Genomic DNA, 19,281 nt, shown 5'->3' on the forward strand with positions numbered 1-19,281 from the left:
GCTTCGAAAGAGCCCCGTTCAGAACGTACCGGGGTAAGCACCGCCATCGACCAGCCAGTTCTGGCCGGTGATATAGCCGGCATGCACGCTGCACAGAAACGCGCAGGCACGGCCGAATTCGTCGCGATTGCCGAAACGGCCGGCGGGAATCGTCTTCATGCGCTGCTTGCGCGCTTCGTCGACGGAAATGTTTTGCGCCTTGGCCTGCGCCGCGAAGGTGGTGGCGATGCGGTCGGTGTCGAACAGCCCCGGCAGCAGGTTGTTGATCGTCACGCCCGTGGCGGCCACCTTGCTGCGCGCCAGTCCCGCCACGAAGCCGGTCAGCCCCGAGCGCGCGCCGTTGGACAGGCCCAGCACGTCGATCGGCGCCTTGACCGCCGAGCTCGTGATATTGACGATGCGCCCGTAACCGCGCTCGCTCATCCCGTCGATAGTCGCGCGAATCAACTCGATCGGCGTGAGCATGTTGCTCTCCAGCGCGCGAATCCAGTCCTCGTGCGTGAAATTGCGAAAATCGCCCGGCGGCGGCCCACCTGCGTTGTTGACCAGAATGTCCGGCTGCGGACAGGCGGCGAGCGCCGCGGCACGTCCTTCGGGCGTGGTGATGTCGCACGCCACGGTCTTCACTTCAACACCGCTCTGCTTGCGAATCTCCGCGGCGGTCGCCTCCAGTGTCTCCTGCGTGCGCGCGACGATCGTCAGATTGACGCCTTCAGCTGCCAGCGCTTCCGCGCAGCCGCGCCCCAGTCCTTTGCTGGCCGCGCAAACCAGCGCGGTGCGTCCTGCGATTCCCATGTCCATGTGCGTATCCTTGTGACGTAATCGTGGCGCGGAACACTCCCGCGGTTGCCCAATGGCGGCAAAGTTTCCCCCGATTCTAGAAGAATCGGTGCCGGACTGTGCCGGGCCCCTGCAATCTCCGGTATCTTCCGGCGCCACTCTTTCGGTAAACTTGCGCCGTGGCGCGTCCGTCAGCCGGTTTCCGGCCGGGCGGCACGCCAAACCGATCCCTCTAGCCGCCGCTTGCGCCCCCGCCATGACCCAGGACAGCCGTTTTCCCAATCTTTTCATCCTCGATCACCCGCTGATCCAGCACAAGCTGTCGCATATGCGCGACCGGGACACCTCAACCCGCACGTTCCGCGAACTGCTGCGCGAAATCACGCTGCTGATGGGTTACGAAATCACCCGTAACCTGCCGATGACCACGCGCCGCATCACCACACCGCTGGTCGACATCGACGCGCCCGTGATCGCCGGCAAGAAACTGGCGATCGTGCCGGTGCTGCGTGCCGGCATCGGCATGTCGGACGGCCTGCTGGAACTGGTGCCGTCGGCGCGGGTGGGCCATATCGGCGTGTATCGCGCCGAGGACCACCGTCCGGTGGAGTATCTGGTGCGCCTGCCGGATCTGGAGGACCGCGTGTTCATTCTGTGCGATCCGATGGTCGCGACCGGCTATTCGGCCGTGCACGCCGTGGACGTGCTCAAGCGCCGCAACGTGGCCGGCGAGAACATCATGTTCCTCGCGCTGGTGGCCGCGCCGGAAGGCGTGCAGGTGTTCCAGGACGCCCATCCCGACGTCAAGCTGTACGTCGCGTCGCTCGATTCGCACCTGAACGAGCACGCCTACATCGTGCCGGGCCTCGGCGACGCCGGCGACCGCCTGTTCGGCACGAAAAACTGACAGCGGACTGAGAAAATCGAGCAGCGGCGCGTACAAAACGCGGCCGCCGCCCGGTTGATGAACCGTTTCCACGCTGTTTCACGCTACGCGCCCCTCTGCCGCGCCCTCACGGCGTGATAAAATTCGAATCCGCTCAAAGAGCGGCTCGACTTGCACTGCCACCCGGTGCATCGCGCCTTTACGCGGGACCTGCCGGAACCGGCGCGCTTGAGGCGCCGCTGAGCCCCCCGCTGACCGCACTGCCCCGTCACCAACCGCGCTGCCGGCTTTCGGCTCCGCTTGCCAGGCCTGGCGGGGCGCGATCAAGCTGATGAAGGCCTGACACCGGGCGGTCCGGCGCCGAGCGGTTTAACATCGAGGCGCAAGGTCGCATTCACACGCGTAAGCGCCCGACATCGCAACGACAATTGCACTATGCGTGCGCCCACTGGCGCGCGCGACGGAGAAAGGTATGGCGGGTCATTCGAAATGGGCCAACATCAAGCATAAGAAAGCAGCGGCCGACGCCAAGCGCGGCAAGGTCTGGACGCGGCTCATCAAGGAAATTCAGGTGGCGGCCCGCATGGGCGGCGGCGACATCGACTCGAACCCGCGTCTGCGGCTCGCCGTCGAAAAGGCGTACGACGCCAACATGCCGAAAGATAACGTCAACCGTGCGATCCAGCGCGGTGTGGGCGGTGTCGACGGCGCAAACTACGAAGAAATCCGTTACGAAGGCTACGGCATCGGCGGCGCGGCGGTAATCGTGGACACCATGACCGACAACCGCACCCGTACGGTGGCGGACGTGCGTCACGCGTTCTCGAAGAACGGCGGCAACATGGGCACGGACGGCTCGGTGTCGTTCATGTTCGATCACGTCGGCCAGTTCCTGTTCGGACCCGACACGCCGGAAGACAAGCTGATGGAAGCCGCGCTCGAAGCCGGCGCCGACGACGTGCTCACGAACGAAGACGGCAGTATCGAGGTGCTGTGCCCGCCGAACGATTTCCCGAAGGTGAAGTCCGCGCTTGAGGCGGCGGGCTTCAAGGCCGAAGTGGCCGAGGTCACGATGAAACCTCAGACGGAAGTCGAATTCACGGGCGACGACGCGGTGAAAATGCAGAAGCTGCTCGACGCGCTGGAAAATCTGGACGACGTGCAGGAAGTCTATACAAACGCCGCGATCGCCGACGAGTGAGCGCGCCCCGGCGGCGTCCGGCGGCGTGGTTCGGCATCGAGCCACGCCCGCGCCGCCCGTTGGCCCTCGCGTTGCTGCTGAACGGGCATGTTGGCCGGGCGTTGGGTTTGAGCCCTTTGGCACCGCCTCCACCCGGGTTCGCCATGTGCCCTGCGCCGTTGTCCGGCTGCGGGCCCATCGCAAACCTTGCTGTTATTCCACGGCTAAGCGTCATGCTTCAGCCGTTTATGGTTTTTAAGTCTCGGGGATTCACATGAAGTTACTCGTCGTCGGTTCCGGCGGTCGCGAACATGCGCTCGCATGGAAGCTCGCGCAATCGCCACGGGTTCAGCTCGTCTACGTAGCTCCCGGCAACGGCGGCACCGCCCAGGACGAGCGTCTGCGCAACATCGACATCACCGATCCGGCTGAACTCGCTGATTTCGTCGAGAAAGAACAGATCGCCTTCACGCTGGTCGGGCCGGAAGGGCCGCTCGCCGCGGGTATCGTCAATCTGTTCCGCTCGCGCGGCCTGAAGATTTTCGGACCGAGCAAGGAAGCCGCGCAGCTCGAAAGCTCGAAGGATTTCGCCAAGGCGTTCATGAAGCGCCATGCGATCCCGACCGCCGAATACGAAACCTTCGCCGACGTCGCCGCCGCGCACGCGTATCTGGACGCCAAGGGCGCGCCGATCGTGATCAAGGCCGACGGCCTCGCCGCCGGCAAGGGCGTGGTGGTTGCGCAAACGCTGGAAGAAGCGCACGCCGCGGTCGACATGATGCTGTCGGACAACAAGCTGGGCGATGCCGGCGCGCGTGTCGTGATCGAGGAATTCCTCGCCGGCGAGGAAGCCAGCTTCATCGTGATGGTGGACGGCAAGCATGTGCTGGCACTCGCCTCGAGCCAGGACCACAAGCGTCTGCTCGACGAAGATCAGGGTCCGAACACCGGTGGCATGGGCGCTTATTCGCCCGCGCCGATCGTCACGCCGCAACTGCATGCCCGCGTGATGCGCGAAATCATCCAGCCGACCGTGCGTGGCATGGAGAAAGAAGGTATTCGCTTCACCGGTTTTCTGTACGCCGGCCTGATGATCGACGCGCAGGGCAATCCGAAAACGCTCGAGTTCAACTGCCGGATGGGCGACCCGGAAACGCAGCCGATCATGGCGCGGCTGAAAGGCGACTTCTCGAAGGTGGTCGAACAGGCTATCGCCGGCACGCTCGATACGATCGAACTCGAATGGGACCGCCGTACCGCGCTGGGCGTGGTGCTCGCCGCACACAACTATCCGGACACGCCGCGCAAGGGTGACCGGATCAGCGATATCCCGGCCGAAACCGCGGATTCGGTCACGTTCCACGCCGGCACCACCCTCACGGACGGCAAGCTGACCACCTCCGGCGGCCGCGTGTTGTGCGTGGTCGGTCTGGCGGATTCGGTGCGCAGCGCGCAATCGGTCGCGTACGAGACGATTAACCAGATCTCGTTCGACGGCATGCAGTATCGCCGCGACATCGGCTACCGCGCATTGAACCGCAAGCACGACGTCAAGACCGACGGCAAGCACTAAGCCACAGCCCCACTTGCCCGCGTGCCGCGCCAACGGCGCTACACTGCGGGTTTTCGCGATCGTTGCGGCGCCCACCGTACCCTGTGGGCGCGCGCCGCTTGACCGGCGTGTCACCCGGCGCGAATGACCGGAATGACCGTAGCGCCGCGCCTTCGCAGGAAAGTCCTGACGCAGGCCCGGCCCTCGCCCTTCAAGAAGAACCCGCGGCGCGACCAGCGTGCCGCCCTCAGCACCTGCATTCATGACCGATTCGAGCTACGACGCACAGGCCGTGCGCAGCTGGCTGCAAGGCCTGCAAACGCACATCGCGGACACGCTCGGCGCGTTCGACGGCCAGCCGTTCGCGACCGACGCATGGCAGCGCGCCCCCGGCGAAAAGCTGCGCGGCGGCGGCTGCACGCGGATTCTGGAAGGCGGCAACTTCTTCGAGCGGGCCGGCATCGGCTTTTCGGACGTCGCGGGAAACGCGTTGCCGGGTTCGGCGAGCGCTGCGCGCCCGCAACTGGCCGGTCGTGGTTTCGAAGCCATGGGCGTCTCGCTCGTGCTGCACCCGCACAATCCGCACTGCCCGACCGTGCATATGAACGTGCGTCTGCTGATCGCGACCAAAGCCGGCGAAGAGCCGGTGTTCTGGTTCGGCGGCGGCATGGATCTGACGCCGTACTACGGCTATGAGGAAGACGCGCAGCATTTCCATCGTGTCTGCCGCGACGCGCTGCAGCCTTACGGCGCGGACCTCTACCCGAGCTTCAAGCGCTGGTGCGACGAGTATTTTTTCCTCAAGCACCGCAACGAACCACGCGGCATCGGCGGGATTTTCTTCGACGATTTCTCGGCGCCAGGCTTCGATCAGTCGTTCGCGATGCTGAAAAGCGTCGGCGAGGGATTCCTCAAAGCGTATATGCCGATCATCGAAAAGCGCCGCAACATTCCGTACGGCGAAGCCGAGCGGGACTTCCAGGCATACCGGCGCGGCCGTTACGTCGAGTTCAATCTGGTCTTCGACCGTGGCACACTGTTTGGGCTGCAGAGCGGCGGACGCACCGAATCGATTCTGATGTCGATGCCGCCTGTGGTGAACTGGCGCTACAACTGGCAGCCCGAACCGGGCACGCCGGAGGCGCGTCTTTACAGCGATTTTCTCGTGCCGCGCGAGTGGGTGTGAGGCGTTAGGCCCGCACCGCACTGCACGTGACCACGACAAAGGATCTTCACCTGAAGCCGAACGCTCATCCTGTCGCCCTGCCTCGCCGGATTGGATTGCTCGGCGGCACTTTCGACCCGATCCACGACGGCCACCTCGCGCTCGCGCGGCGTTTCGCCGAAGTGCTGAACCTGACCGAACTGGTGCTGCTGCCCGCCGGCCAGCCGTGGCAAAAAACGGACGTGTCGGCAGCCGTTCACCGGTTGGCCATGACCCGCGCCGCGGCCGGCGCGTTAGTGCTGCCGGGCGTCACCGTGCGGGTGGCGACCGACGAGATCGAGCACGACGGTCCGACTTACACGATCAACACGCTGCAGTTGTGGCGTGAACGCGAAGGTCGGGATGCGTCGATTGCGCTGCTGATCGGCGCGGATCAACTGGTACATCTCGACACCTGGCGCGACTGGCGTCATCTGTTCGACTTCGCTCATATTTGCGCGGCCACGCGTCCCGGTTTCGACCTTGCGTCGATTCCGCCCGTGGTCGCAAAAGAAATCGACGCGCGCCGTGCCCGCGCCGACGTTCTGCAAGCCACGCCCTGCGGCCACTTGCTGATCGATACGACGCTTGCGTTCAACGTCTCGGCCACCGACATTCGCGCGTATCTGCGCGAACAGGTGAGCCAACGACTCGCCCACGTGGGCGACGAACCGCAAGACCAGGCCGCCGCGAGCCATGTCCCCACCGCGGTGTGGGACTATATTCTTCAACATCATCTGTACCACCGGTAACCCCATGGATATTCGCAAACTGCAACGCGTGATCGTCGACGCCCTCGAAGACGTCAAAGCGCAAGACATCAAGGTGTTCAACACCAGCCACCTGACCGCGCTGTTCGATCGCGTGATCGTCGCCTCCGGCACCTCGAACCGCCAGACCAAGGCGCTCGCTTCGAGCGTGCGCGAAAGCGTCAAGGAAAACGGCGGCGACGTCATCAGCACCGAAGGCGAGGACATCGGCGAATGGGTGCTGGTCGATTGCGGCGACGCAATCGTGCACATCCTGCAACCGGCGCTGCGCCAGTACTACAACCTCGAAGAAATCTGGGGTGACAAGCCGGTGCGTATCAAGCTGTCCACGCCGGACCCGTTCGGCGGCGCGCGCTCGAGCGAACCCGACGACGAGGACGAAGAGGAAGAAGCGCCGGTTGCGAAGAAAAAGCCGGCGCGCAAGACGACCGCACGCAAGTAAGCGCGTTGGCTGTCATCAGCAATTGCTTCCGTCATGAAACTGCACATCCTCGCCGTCGGCCACAAGATGCCGGACTGGATCGCCACCGGCTTCGACGAATACGCGAAACGCATGCCGCCCGAGCTGCGCATCGAGCTGCGCGAGATCAAGCCTGAGCAGCGTTCGTCGGGGCGGCCGGCCGAAAGCGTGATGGCGGCGGAGCGGCAGAAAATCGAAGCCGCGTTGCCGAAGAACGCGCGTATCGTCGCGCTCGATGAACGCGGCAAGGATTGGACCACGATGCAGCTCGCCGGCGCCCTGCCCGGCTGGCAGCAGGACGGTCGCGACGTGGCGTTTCTGATCGGCGGCGCCGACGGACTCGATCCCGATCTGAAAGCGCGCGCCGATATGCTGCTGCGTGTCTCCAGCCTGACGCTGCCGCATGCCATGGTCCGCGTGCTGCTCGCCGAGCAGCTTTACCGCGCGTGGACCATCACGCAAAATCACCCCTATCATCGCGTTTGAGCGAACGAGGCCGCGAACCGATCGCGCGCCTGGATCCCGTTTCGGGTCCCGTTTCAGGTGTCGTTATGCGCGTCGATTGGCGCTTGACTAATACGCTGACCCACTCTTCGCGCGCTCTTCGCTCATTGACGCAACCCGCCTCATCGAGACCTGTTCATGCCCACGCTCGCCGCTTCGCTGCATCCGTTCGTCTACCTTGCTTCCCAGAGTCCACGCCGTCAGGAGTTGTTGCAACAGCTCGGCGTGCGTTTTGAATTGCTCCTGCCGCGCCCCGATGAAGATGCCGAGGCGCTCGAACTCGAGCTGCCCGGCGAGCGCGCGCGCGACTACGTGCAGCGCGTGTGCATCGCCAAGGCGCACGCCGCGCGCGCGCGTCTCATGGCGGGTGGCCATGCCGTGCGGCCGATTCTGGTTGCCGACACAACGGTCACAATCGACGACGCGATCCTCGGCAAGCCCGTCGACGCCGACGATGCCGTCGCGATGCTCACGCGTCTCGCGGGTCGCGATCACGAAGTGTTGACGGCCGTCGCGGTGGTCGACGCAGAAGGCACATTGCTGCCCGCTGCGCTATCGGTCTCGAAGGTGCGTTTTGCTGCACTGCAAGCGGACGCCGTGCGCCGCTATGCCGCGAGCGGCGAACCGCTCGGCAAGGCAGGCGCGTATGGTGTGCAGGGACGCGCCGCGGAGTTTATCGAACATATCGACGGGTCCTATTCAGGTATCATGGGTTTGCCGCTTTTTGAAACCGCTGCCCTCCTGCGGGCAGCGCGCATCGACTTCTAAAATAAACCATGAATGAAGAAATCCTGATCAATGTCACGCCGCAGGAAACGCGCGTCGCGCTCGTCCAGCAAGGCGCCGTCCAGGAACTTCACGTCGAACGAACGCTGTCGCGAGGACGCGTCGGCAATGTCTATCTCGGCAAAGTCGTCCGCGTGTTGCCGGGCATGCAATCCGCCTTCATCGACATCGGTCTGGAACGCGCCGCGTTCCTGCACGTAGCGGATATCTGGCATCCGCGCATTGCGGGCGAACCGCAACATCAAACGCCGCACCAGCCGATCGAGAAGATCGTTTTCGAAGGTCAGACGCTGATGGTGCAGGTCGTGAAGGATCCGATCGGCACCAAAGGCGCACGGCTGTCCACGCAGGTGAGCATCGCCGGGCGCACGCTCGTGTATCTGCCGCAGGAGCCGCACATCGGCATCTCGCAGAAGATCGAGAGCGAAGCCGAACGCGAAGCCGTGCGCGCGCGTTTGACCGCGGTGCTGCCCGCCGATGAAAAAGGCGGCTACATCGTCCGCACCATCGCCGAAGATGCAACCAGCGAAGAGTTAGCCTCGGACGTTGCGTATCTGCGCAAGACGTGGGCAACGATCATCTCGCAAGGTCAGCGCATGCCGCCGACCAGCCTGCTGTATCAGGACCTGAATCTCTCGCAACGTGTGCTGCGCGATTTCGTGAATGACGAGACCTCGCGCATTCAGGTCGACTCGCGCGAGACCTATCAGATGCTTGCCGACTTCGCGGCGGAGTTCACGCCGGCGGTCTCGTCGAAACTGCATCACTACACCGGAGAGCGGCCGCTCTTCGATCTGTACAACATCGAGGCGGAGATCCAGCGCGCCTTGTCGCGCCGGGTCGATCTGAAGTCGGGCGGCTATCTCGTGATCGACCAGACCGAAGCGATGACCACCATCGACGTGAACACCGGCGGCTACGTCGGCGCACGCAACTTCGACGATACGATCTTCAAGACCAACCTCGAGGCCGCTCATACGATCGCGCGGCAATTGCGGCTGCGTAATCTGGGTGGCGTGATCATCATCGACTTCATCGACATGGAGAACGTCGAGCATCGCGATCAGGTGCTCGGTGAGTTGAAGAAGGCGCTCTCGCGCGACCGCACGCGCGTGACCGTGAATGGCTTCTCGCAGCTTGGGCTCGTGGAGATGACCCGCAAACGTACGCGTGAGTCGTTAGCGCACGTGCTGTGTGAGCCCTGCCCGGTGTGCCAGGGCAAGGGACAGGTCAAGACGTCGCGTACGGTCTGCTACGACGTGCTGCGCGAGATTCTGCGCGAGTCGCGGCAGTTCAATCCGCGCGAGTTCCGCGTGGTGGCCTCGCAGCAGGTAATCGATCTGTTTCTCGAGGAAGAGTCGCAGCATCTGGCCATGCTGATCGATTTCATCGGCAAGCCGGTGTCGTTGCAGGTGGAGTCGAATTTGAGCCAGGAGCAATACGATATCGTGCTGATGTAGGCTTGCCCGGCGCTCAGCCGGGACCCTCCATTCGGCTTAGCTGCGCCAATCGATTTCAGGCGCGTTCTCGTGCACCTTCTGAAGCAGGCGGCAACGGCACGCCGCCTTGGATGCGAATGGATGCAGCTCAGGGCTGCACACCGGAAACACCTCCTCCTGCAAAAGCACGACGTCATCCGGGCGTAGCGCGCGCTCAGGTACGTGCACGACTGCGAGGTCGATGGCGTGCCCCGCGAAACCTGGTTCGCCGACAGCTCCCACAGCGCCGTTGCATATAGCGATCGATAAGCTCCCTCATCCATCATTTCAATATTACTTGAAATATAAAAACGAACACGCTATCGTTCCGGCCATGGACTCAAATCTTGTTGTACGCGCGCTAGGCGCGCTTGCCCATGAATCGCGGCTTGCGATTTTTCGTCTGCTGGTCGTTGCAGGCCCGCAAGGCATGGCCGCCGGAGAGATCGCGCAGCAGATCGGGATTTCCCCCTCACGCTTGTCGTTCCACCTGAAGGATCTGTCGCACGCAGACCTGGTGAAGCCGCGGCAGGATGGGCGATTCGTCATTTACTCAGCCAATTTCGACGCGATGAAGGGGCTGATTGGTTTTCTGACGGAAAACTGCTGCGCCGGCACACCGTGTGCCGCGAGCACCCCCGCCGATTGCTGCGGAAACGCCTCATGAGCAGCATGGATACGGCCCGCAGCGCAGCTCCGGCGATTGGTTTTTTCGAGCGTTACCTGACGGTCTGGGTAGCCCTGTGCATCGTGAGCGGCATCCTGCTCGGGCAGGTGCTTCCACAACTCTTTCAGACGATCAGTCGCATGCAGGTGGCACAGGTCAATCTTCCTGTCGGCGTACTGATCTGGGTAATGATTATCCCAATGCTGGTCAAGATCGATTTCGCCGCCATGACGCAGGTGAAAAGCCAGTGGCGTGGCATCGGCGTGACGCTCTTCGTCAACTGGGTCGTCAAGCCGTTCTCGATGGCGCTGCTCGGCTGGATTTTCATCCGTCATGTGTTTGCGCCGTGGCTGCCTGCCGACCAACTTGACAGCTACGTTGCCGGCTTGATCCTGCTCGCCGCCGCACCGTGTACAGCGATGGTGTTTGTCTGGTCTCAACTGTGCAAAGGCGATCCGTACTTCACACTGTCACAGGTCGCGCTTAACGATTCGATCATGATCGTGGCGTTTGCACCGCTCGTTGCGCTTCTGCTGGGCCTGTCCGCCATCACCGTACCGTGGAACACGCTGATTATCTCCGTCGGCCTGTACATCGTCGTTCCCGTCATGCTTGCGCAATTGCTGCGCAAGCGCCTGCTGGCCAGGGGCGAACAATATTTCCATCGGACTGTCGCGTATCTCAGCCCGTATTCGATCTGTGCGCTTCTCGCGGCACTGGTCTTACTGTTCGCGTTTCAAGGTCAAGCCATCGTCAGGGAACCGCTTGTTATTGCCATGCTGGCGGTCCCGATCCTGATTCAGGTGTTTTTCAATTCCGGGCTCGCTTATCTGCTCAATCGACGGTTGGGTGTCGCGCATTGCGTTGCCGGACCATCCAGCCTGATAGGCGCAAGCAACTTCTTCGAACTCGCCGTAGCGACCGCCACCAGTTTGTTCGGGTTTGAGTCAGGGGCTGCACTCGCGACCGTGGTTGGCGTGCTGATCGAAGTGCCCGTCATGTTGCTGGTTGTCGGAATTGTTAACCGGTCGCAATCCTGGTACGAAGCAAGCAACCGCATCAAAGGACAAAAGGCATGAGCGTCTCGATCTATCACAATCCGGATTGCGCAACATCACGGAATACGCTGGCAATGATCCGCAACGCGGGCATTGAACCTCGGATCATCGAGTATCTGAAAACGCCGCCAGACCGTGAAACCTTGAAGACGATAATCGCGCAAGCAGGCCTCAGCGTACGCGCCGCGCTGCGTGAGAAAGACACACCGTACGCGGACCTGGGACTCGGTGACACGTCGCTGAGCGACGAGCATTTGCTTGACGCGATGCTGGCGCAGCCGATCCTTATCAATCGTCCGTTCGTTGTCACGTTGCATGGCGTGCGCCTGTGCCGTCCCTCCGAACTCGTTCTCGATATCCTGCCTGAGGCACGGAACAAGCCCTTCACGAAGGAAGATGGTGAAGTGGTCATCGACAGCGAAGGCCGGAGAGTCGGAAAGTGATTGAACACCTGCCAAACATCAGCCGCTCCCATCTCGATACGCCTGACCTGCAAAAGCTCACGCCACGCGTCGTGTCGCAGCATGCGCCGCGGATTCTCCTACTCTACGGATCGCTGCGGGCTGCGTCTTTCAGCCGTCAACTGACACTCGAAGCTGAACGTATCCTGCGTCACTTCGGCGCTGACACGCGAGTGTTCGACCCGCATGATCTTCCCATCGTGGATAGCGTCCCCGCGGATCATCCCAAGGTAGTGGAACTGCGCAAATTGTCGGAATGGTCGGAGGGACAAGTCTGGTGCAGTCCAGAGCGTCACGGCACGCTCACCGCTGTGTTCAAGAACCAGATCGACTGGCTGCCGCTCGAGAGTGGCGGCGTCCGCCCGACTCAGGGGCGCACCCTCGCAGTCATGCAGGTATGCGGCGGGTCGCAGTCATTTAACGCGGTGAATGCGTTGCGCGTGCTCGGCCGCTGGATGCGGATGGTGACCATTCCCAATCAGTCGTCAGTGGCGAAGGCATGGCAGGAATTCGATGCGGATGGCCGGATGAAGCCATCCGCATACTACGATCGGGTGGTTGATGTAATGGAGGAGTTGTACAAGTTCACGCTGATGGTCCGCGATCGTTCGGACTACCTGACAGATCGCTACAGCGAGCGAAAGGAAGCGCACCCGGAACTTGCGGAGAAGCTGGCCGCTGCGGCGATGGATCATGAAGCCGGCGATGCCAATGCCGATGCCGACGAAGGCGAAACGGAGTGACAGCGGCGGCGGTCGAGCTAATGCGTAAGTTGGGTGCTCGCAGTCACGTAGCGCCTGCCGATCCCCTACCCCTCTGCGGTCGAGCTGCCGGTATCGAACCGATTTTCGCCAATCGCCCCCCCAGAGTCTGCCGTTCACACAACGCCGGATTGCTGCTTCCAATTCTCTACCGGCCCTCAATTTCCCCATTGACGTCGTCCGGACCAACCGCGTATAACCATCCCACTGGATGTTATTTGGATGGCGTACGGATGCCATGCGACCGTCAAGCGGAAAAGAAATGCCTAACCTCAAACTCATCGACACCTCCCGCCCCAAAGGCGGCGAGACCGAAAAAATCACCATCAACCTCGGCCCAGTGGACCTGGGCCAGATCGACTTGCTCGTCGAAGAGGGTTTTTACTCGAACCGTACCGACCTGATCCGCACGGCGATCCGCAACCAGCTCGCCGTGCACGCGCAGGTCGTCACGGAAACAGTGACCCGGCGCGCGCTAGTGCTCGGCTTGCAACACTTCTCGAAGCAGGACCTGGAAGCCGCACGAGCCGCAAACGAACGACTGGACATTCACGTGCTCGGCCTCGCCAGTATCGCCGCGGATGTGTCGCCGGAACTTGCGACGGCCACGATCGCATCGGTGGTGGTGCTCGGCGCATTTCACGCGTCGCCCGCAGTCAAGGCGGCGCTCGCCGGCCGCATCGGGTAGCCGCGCCTCGCACAGTTCGTTGCCAAATCATGCCGAAGCCGGGACGCGCATCGTCCGACCCGGCCACGCCCAAAGCAGGTCAACGTAGTCGTCTACGAACATGAAAATGAATGAAGATTTCCTGAAGTCGATGAAAGAAGCCTTCGACCTGCTGCGCACGAAGGGCCCGAAGGAAGCAACCGCCGCGGTTCAGCGCGCACTCGCAAAAGGCACGGCCGAAGGAGGTCATGCGCAAGCTCCGCACATGCCGCAGAGTGTCGACCAATGGAAGCAGGCGTGGCAGCAGGCGCCAACACCCACCGCGCCCCACGCCCCCGCCGAACGCACTTTCGACGCCGACACACCGGGCACCTTCAGCACTCACACGTTCAGCAATGGCGCGGGCCAACGTCGATACAAGCTATACGTACCGGCCGTCTACAACAACGAACCGTTGCCGCTCATCGTGATGCTGCACGGCTGCACACAAAACGCCGACGACTTCGCGGCCGGCACGCGCATGAACGAAATGGCCGAGCGTCACGGCTTCATCGTCGTGTACCCGAATCAGTCGCAGGCGGCCAATCATTCGTCGTGCTGGAACTGGTTCAAGCCGGGTGATCAGCAGCGCGATCAGGGCGAGCCATCGTTAATCGCGGGCATCACACGTGAGGTAATCGCGCGCTATCGCGTCGATCCGGCACGCGTGTACGTGGCGGGTCTGTCTGCCGGCGGCGCAATGGCGGATGTCATGCTGAAGACCTCGCCCGACCTGTATGCGGCAGCCTGTGTGCATTCCGGCCTCGCCTACCGATGCGCGAAGGACCTGCCCTCCGCACTCGCCGCGATGAAAGGCGGCAACGCGCTTCGCAACCGCGCATGCGTCGAACCGCAGCGGCCACTCATCGTATTTCATGGCGACGCGGATACGACCGTGCATCCGTCGAACGCCACTGCGCTCGTAGCGGCCTTCGACGCCGGCGTCACGACAGTCAGCACGCCCTCGCCTGCCGCGGGCACGGCGAGCGGCCTGCGCGGTTGCACGGTGCAGCGGCTGGTCGCAGCGAATGGCGTCGACGCGGAGTACTGGTCGATTCACGGCGCGGGCCATGCATGGGCAGGCGGCAGCCAGCGCGGCTCGTACACGGACCCGGCCGGTCCCGATGCCGCAGCCGAGATGCTGCGTTTCTTTTTCGCTCATCCGCTTGCATGAGACACAAACTGAGCGCCTTTCGACTGATGAATCATCTTGACGAAAACGCTGTACATCCTGCCGCAAAGGTATAGAGTGGCTCATGTTGCAGCGCAGCAAAACACTGCGCCGCGTCGACCTGCCGTCTCGTGTGAGACCTGGCCTCCGAAATCCTTTGGGCGCCTGCCCCGGGTCACTTTGGAGATCACCCACTATGAACAGCCCCGCGATCGAACATAGCGCCGCCTTTGGCCAACGCACGTTCAACATCTTCACCGCTTTGCAACTCGACGGGCTGGCCTGTCTGCAAAAACTCGGCGAACTCAATCTCGCGGCGATGAAAGCAACGGTCACCGAAGGCAGCCACGCATTGTCGGCCGGCCAATTCAACGCTGCGCCACTAGCCGGCGCATCCGATCTGCAACAGCAACTGGTTCAGCGCACCCTGTCGTACGCGCAACACGTCAAGGAAATCGACGCGCAATTCACCGCAGCGTTGACGAAGGCCGGCGAAGCACTGCGCGAAGAGTTTGGCGCCAGCGTGGCACAGTTCGGTTCGGGTTTCGGCCAGACCACGTCACTCAGCCCGGATAGCGCATTTAGCGCAATGCAATCTGTCATGGCCTCGATGATTCATTCCGGCAACGTGATACAGGACAGCATCAAGCGTGCATCGAGCACGGCGGTCACTGTCGCAGGCGACGCTGCACACTGAATTCACTGAATTGCGCGTACGTACGTAGTAACGCGACCCAACGAAAAGGGGCCAATCGGCCCCTTTTCTATTATTTTCGCGCAGCTAGGCGGCTACCGGACAGCCGGCCTGTTCAAGCGCGGCCTGAGCATGATCGTGCAGGTCGTCGGTGGTGAGCGACACGTCCGGCGAACGCACCCAAGCGGCGATGCGAAGCGTTGCGCCGCCACGTTCGGGATAGTCCGCCACGGTGATAACCGGTGCAAGCGTCGTACCGCTCAAGACGCGCGGTTCGTCGGCAACCACTTTTTTCAACTCGCCGATCGCCGCATCCACATCCGTACGCTGCGCGAGTCCGACTTCGACCTCGATGCGTTGCGTGCCGCCACTGCTGTAGTTGATCACCGGATTGCTCCAGATCTGGCTATTCGGCACGAACACCGCGTTGCCGTCACCGCGTTCAATGCGTGTCGTGAACAGGCCCACTTCGCGCACGATGCCCGCGGCGGCCCCGCTTCCCTCGATCACGTCACCGACGCGAAACGGACGCAACATCAGCAGCATCATGCCGGCGGCAATATTCTGCAGCGTACCTTGCAAAGCGAGGCCGATTGCGAGACCGGCCGCGCCGAGCACCGCCAGCACACTCGCCGTGGCAATGCCGACCTCACTAAGGGCCGCGACGAAAACAAGCACGCGCACCGCCCAGGTGCCCATTGCGGCCAGCATCGGTGCGAGGGTCGGATCCGCACGCGTGCGGGCGAGCGCTCTCGCGAACACCGCGCCTACGCGGTTCGATAACCACCAGCCGACAATCAGAATCAGCGCGGCCAGTACGATCTGAAGGACGTCGTGCGTCAATGTGACAAGCAGCGACGGCTGAAAATGCCAAATACGGGTAAGGAGATCGTTCATCGTTTGCCTGCCTTCCGTTGCGTATATGTTCTCTTGACGCAAGGAAGCAGGATACGTTCCCACGGTTTTCACCACGGCAAGCGAGGCACATGGTTTGCTAAAACCAGAGTCAGGCGCCCTCTTCCGACTGCGGCGTCACGTGGTGCCCAACGGCTTCAGCAAATTACGCAACGCCGCAATAGTGATGGGCCGCGAAAACCAGAAGCCTTGCGCTTCGTCGCAGCCTAGTGCTTCCAGTTGCATGGCCTGCTCGGCTGTTTCCACGCCCTCGGCCGTCACCCGCAGCTTCAATGCGTGCGCCATAGCAATAATCGCGCCGACCAGCGCCGCGCATTGCGGATCGGTACTCATGCGCATCACAAACGAGCGATCGATTTTCAGCCGATTCAGCGGAAAACGCGTAAGGTAGGCGAGACTCGAATAGCCGGTGCCGAAGTCGTCTACCGCAACTTCAACGCCCAATTCTCGCAACGCATGCAGTGTCTGCAGAGCCTGCTCTGTGTCGCCGAGCAGCACGCCTTCGGTGATCTCCACTTCGAGATATGAAGGGTCGAGTGCGGCGTCTTCGAGCGCTCCGCGAATCGTCTCGAACAGATTGTGCCGCTGGAATTGCTGCGGCGACACGTTCACCGCGACCCGTGGCAACGTGCCGGTAAGCCGCAGCAATTTGCCGGCATCGCGGCACGCGGTACGGATCACCCACTCGCCGATCTGCTCGATCAGCCCCGCCTCCTCCGCCACCGGCACGAATTCGACCGGGCTGATCAAGCCACGCTGCGGATGATTCCAGCGCAGCAGCGTCTCCACTTGCGCGATGCGTCCGTTGGCGAGCGTCACCTGCGGTTGATACACGAGATGCAGTTGCTGACGTTCGAGCGCTTCGCGCAGCATTCCCTCAAGTTCGAAACGGCGCGCCGCCTGGCCTTCGAGCGCGGTGGAAAAACGCCGCACCGCATTGCCGCTGATCGCCGAAGCCGCCGACAACGCCACGCCCGCGCGGCGCATCAGCGTCGGCGCATCGGCACCGTCGGCGGGATAGGCAACGATGCCGATACTCGCCGTGATATTCAGCGCGGTGCCCGCGTAGTCGATCGATTCGGCGATGCGGCCCAGCGCTTCGGCCGCGAAAGCATCGGCCGCCGCGCCGGTTTCGTTGATCAGCAGCGCGAATTGTGTGCCGCCAATCGAGGCGATCGTACCGTCGTTGGGAAAGAGACCGCGCAGCCGCTCGCCGACGATCTGCAGCACCAGTTCGGCCGCATGCAAACCAAGTGCGTCGCGCAGCTTGCGCAAATGATCGAGCTCGGCGATCAGCACGGTAAAGCCGCTGCCGCTGCGCTGACAGCGCGCGATCGTGAGTTCGAGGCGTTCGGTGAAAAGCGTCTGATTCGGCAGCCGGGTCACACCGTCATGGTGCGCGACGTACCACAGGCGCGCCTCGGACTGCGCGTAACGCGTCATGTCGATCGCAATGCCGACATAGCGAGCAGGTCCCGTCACTACCCCAGCGGAATGCGCCGGCCCGGCGACGAGCGGCGCCAGTGCGAACACCACGCGAATGGGGTTGCCGTTGCGCCGCACGTAGGTCCATTCGCCTTCATAGCGCGAACCTACCGCGGACAGCGGCGGCAATTCGGAGCGCCGCTTCGCAAGTTCGGCCGGGTCGTGCAAGGACTCAAAAGTGCGCCGGCCGATCAATTCTTCGGCGGTAAAACCGGTCAACTTTTCGAAAGCGGCGTTGACCGAGTCGAACGTGCCGTCGGCCGTGCAGATGAACATGCCGTATGGCGCCGCAGCAAGCGCGGCATCGGGCATGCGCGCGTCGGCGTAGTAGGGGTCTTGCATCGCGCCGGCCTTTGAATTTCCTGAATATTGAAAGCGAGTGAGCGTTTTTCTTGATGCTTACGGCGCAGCCGGCAAAGCCGGCGAATTCGGTCCAATCCGCCGGGTAATCGTCACCATGATAGCGGCTTTCCTGGCCGGAACCGTCACGCCAGCCACGCATTCCCGGCGGCAATCGTTTCCCTTGGTGTATTCCCCAACCCCGGCGCCAGCACGCGCGTTATCGCACACATCATAAAGCGTTCGCTATTGCCGGGATACTCCACACCTCATGACTCAACGCACATCGGCCTTCGACACGTTAGCACCGGGCTTCGACGGATTGACGACCGTTATATCCGCCGATATATTTTGCTCGCGATCCTTCAATAGAAAACCGCCGCCCCACTGCATGGATCCGCACGAAACAGAGTCCCACTTCTCATGTCCAAGGAAATCATCGATTCGCACCTTCTCAAGGTGCTGCACACGCTTCTAACCGAATCGAGCGTGTCGCGCACGGCAAGCTTGCTCGGACAATCGCAGCCGACCATCAGCGTGGCGCTGCGCAAACTGCGTGACATGACCGGCGATCCGCTGCTGGTGCGCAGCGGCAGCCGGATGGTTCTCACCGCGCACGCACTCACGCTAATCGAACCCGCTGCGCAAGCGCTGAACAGTATCGCGGCCATTCTGCATCCCACCACGTCGTTCAATCCGGCCACCACCAGCCAGACCTTTCGGATCGGCTCGCCGGATTATCTCGACGCATTCTTCGTCCCCGCCGTGGTCGATGCGTTTCATCGCGAAGCGCCCAGTGCGAAGCTCGAATTCCGACACCTGATGATGGTGGACGGCGGTTACGAACATGGTCTTGAAAGCGGCTTTCTCGATCTGGTGATCGGCAACTGGCGCACGCCGCCGGAGCATCTGCATCTGCAACCGCTGTGCAAGGACGAACTGGTGTGCCTGATGCGCAACGGCCACCCGATCAAGCCGGGACGGCTGAGCAAGCCTGTCTACGAAGAAGCGGAGCACCTGGCCGTGATGACCTACAACACGACGTCGTGGGGCACCGTCGATGTCGAACTCGCCCGCAACGGCCTGTCGCGCACAGTAACCACGACGCTGCCCTACTTCGGCATGGCTCCTTATGTATTGGCGCGCTCCAATCTGCTGTTCACCACCACCCGCGCGCTTGCCACGCACTACACCAAATTGCTGCCGCTGCGCATCGAACCGATTCCCGGTGAGCCGCAAGCGCTGACCTACTATCAACTGTGGCACGACCGCACACATCGCAGTGTCGCGGCGATCTGGCTGCGCAGGTTGATCGCCAACGTCGCCAAAGATCTGGCTTCCTAAGTATCTGGCAGCAGCAGGTACGTCCTTAAGGCAACTCTCCCGGGCAATTCGCAGATAAAAAAAACGCCGCAAGCAAAAGC

At 62.4% G+C, this 19,281-nt stretch carries 20 protein-coding genes; 17 read left to right on the forward strand and 3 right to left on the reverse strand.

All coding sequences use genetic code 11. From position 1 onward, the window contains the following. Positions 1-18: 18 nt before the first annotated feature. Entirely contained in the window at positions 19-801 is a 783-nt protein-coding gene (locus GH665_RS15265; RefSeq protein WP_028196915.1) for an SDR family oxidoreductase, read from the reverse strand. A 235-nt stretch (positions 802-1,036) separates the two neighbouring features. Here GH665_RS15265 and upp point away from each other — a divergent pair, with 235 nt between their 5' ends. The 16 genes from upp (at position 1,037) to GH665_RS15345 (ending at position 15,121) form a co-directional block, all read left to right on the forward strand. Further along, positions 1,037-1,687, forward strand: a complete 651-nt coding sequence (upp, locus tag GH665_RS15270) for a uracil phosphoribosyltransferase (protein WP_120303672.1) — start codon at positions 1,037-1,039, stop codon at positions 1,685-1,687. 451 nt (positions 1,688-2,138) lie between these two features. Next, complete coding sequence (locus GH665_RS15275) at positions 2,139-2,867, forward strand: YebC/PmpR family DNA-binding transcriptional regulator (RefSeq protein ID WP_153136544.1); 729 nt, start codon at positions 2,139-2,141, stop codon at positions 2,865-2,867. Between the two features lie 253 nt (positions 2,868-3,120). Then, positions 3,121-4,419 carry a phosphoribosylamine--glycine ligase gene (gene purD / locus GH665_RS15280; protein ID WP_153136545.1) on the forward strand — a complete coding sequence of 433 codons (1,299 nt, stop codon included), beginning with the start codon at positions 3,121-3,123 and terminating at the stop codon, positions 4,417-4,419. Positions 4,420-4,660: 241 nt separating this feature from the next. Then, positions 4,661-5,584, forward strand: a complete 924-nt coding sequence (gene hemF / locus GH665_RS15285) for an oxygen-dependent coproporphyrinogen oxidase (protein WP_153136546.1) — start codon at positions 4,661-4,663, stop codon at positions 5,582-5,584. Positions 5,585-5,610: 26 nt separating this feature from the next. Further along, complete coding sequence (locus GH665_RS15290; protein WP_408274123.1) at positions 5,611-6,354, forward strand: nicotinate-nucleotide adenylyltransferase; 744 nt, start codon at positions 5,611-5,613, stop codon at positions 6,352-6,354. Between the two features lie 4 nt (positions 6,355-6,358). Beyond that, complete coding sequence (gene rsfS, locus GH665_RS15295; RefSeq protein WP_153136548.1) at positions 6,359-6,814, forward strand: ribosome silencing factor; 456 nt, start codon at positions 6,359-6,361, stop codon at positions 6,812-6,814. Positions 6,815-6,847: 33 nt separating this feature from the next. Further along, entirely contained in the window at positions 6,848-7,318 is a 471-nt protein-coding gene (rlmH, locus tag GH665_RS15300) for a 23S rRNA (pseudouridine(1915)-N(3))-methyltransferase RlmH (RefSeq protein ID WP_093639533.1), read from the forward strand. 156 nt (positions 7,319-7,474) lie between these two features. Continuing rightward, a complete protein-coding gene (locus tag GH665_RS15305; RefSeq protein ID WP_153136549.1) occupies positions 7,475-8,104 on the forward strand; it encodes a Maf family protein in 630 nt (209 codons plus the stop codon). A gap of 8 nt (positions 8,105-8,112) precedes the next feature. Further along, positions 8,113-9,582 (forward strand): ribonuclease G, encoded by a 1,470-nt coding sequence (gene rng / locus GH665_RS15310; protein ID WP_153136550.1) that lies wholly within the window; start codon positions 8,113-8,115, stop codon positions 9,580-9,582. A gap of 352 nt (positions 9,583-9,934) precedes the next feature. Further along, positions 9,935-10,267 (forward strand): ArsR/SmtB family transcription factor, encoded by a 333-nt coding sequence (locus tag GH665_RS15315; protein WP_153138499.1) that lies wholly within the window; start codon positions 9,935-9,937, stop codon positions 10,265-10,267. Beyond that, positions 10,264-11,346, forward strand: coding sequence for an ACR3 family arsenite efflux transporter (gene arsB / locus GH665_RS15320; RefSeq protein WP_153138501.1), 1,083 nt, complete (start codon positions 10,264-10,266; stop codon positions 11,344-11,346). The genes GH665_RS15315 and arsB overlap by 4 nt, the downstream gene beginning before the upstream one ends. Continuing rightward, positions 11,343-11,768: an arsenate reductase (glutaredoxin) gene (gene arsC, locus GH665_RS15325; protein ID WP_153136551.1), complete on the forward strand. Its 426-nt coding sequence runs from the start codon at positions 11,343-11,345 to the stop codon at positions 11,766-11,768. Before arsB ends, arsC begins: the two co-directional genes overlap by 4 nt. Then, positions 11,765-12,529 (forward strand): arsenical resistance protein ArsH, encoded by a 765-nt coding sequence (gene arsH / locus GH665_RS15330; protein WP_153136552.1) that lies wholly within the window; start codon positions 11,765-11,767, stop codon positions 12,527-12,529. The genes arsC and arsH overlap by 4 nt, the downstream gene beginning before the upstream one ends. A 280-nt stretch (positions 12,530-12,809) precedes the next feature. Beyond that, positions 12,810-13,235, forward strand: a complete 426-nt coding sequence (locus GH665_RS15335; RefSeq protein WP_153136553.1) for a CopG family transcriptional regulator — start codon at positions 12,810-12,812, stop codon at positions 13,233-13,235. A gap of 100 nt (positions 13,236-13,335) precedes the next feature. After that, a complete protein-coding gene (locus tag GH665_RS15340) occupies positions 13,336-14,427 on the forward strand; it encodes an extracellular catalytic domain type 1 short-chain-length polyhydroxyalkanoate depolymerase (RefSeq protein WP_153136554.1) in 1,092 nt (363 codons plus the stop codon). Between the two features lie 193 nt (positions 14,428-14,620). Beyond that, complete coding sequence (locus GH665_RS15345; protein WP_167530949.1) at positions 14,621-15,121, forward strand: phasin family protein; 501 nt, start codon at positions 14,621-14,623, stop codon at positions 15,119-15,121. Positions 15,122-15,205: 84 nt separating this feature from the next. Here the strand turns inward: GH665_RS15345 and GH665_RS15350 are convergent, their stop codons facing one another. After that, positions 15,206-16,015 carry a mechanosensitive ion channel family protein gene (locus tag GH665_RS15350; RefSeq protein WP_153136556.1) on the reverse strand — a complete coding sequence of 270 codons (810 nt, stop codon included), beginning with the start codon at positions 16,013-16,015 and terminating at the stop codon, positions 15,206-15,208. Between the two features lie 135 nt (positions 16,016-16,150). Continuing rightward, positions 16,151-17,860 carry a putative bifunctional diguanylate cyclase/phosphodiesterase gene (locus GH665_RS15355; protein ID WP_153136557.1) on the reverse strand — a complete coding sequence of 570 codons (1,710 nt, stop codon included), beginning with the start codon at positions 17,858-17,860 and terminating at the stop codon, positions 16,151-16,153. A gap of 420 nt (positions 17,861-18,280) precedes the next feature. On the opposite strand from GH665_RS15355, the gene GH665_RS15360 reads away from it, so the two are divergent. Continuing rightward, positions 18,281-19,201 (forward strand): LysR family transcriptional regulator, encoded by a 921-nt coding sequence (locus tag GH665_RS15360; RefSeq protein WP_153136558.1) that lies wholly within the window; start codon positions 18,281-18,283, stop codon positions 19,199-19,201. The last annotated feature ends 80 nt before the right edge of the window (positions 19,202-19,281 follow it).

It is taken from the genome of Paraburkholderia agricolaris (assembly GCF_009455635.1).
GTDB lineage: Bacteria > Pseudomonadota > Gammaproteobacteria > Burkholderiales > Burkholderiaceae > Paraburkholderia > Paraburkholderia agricolaris.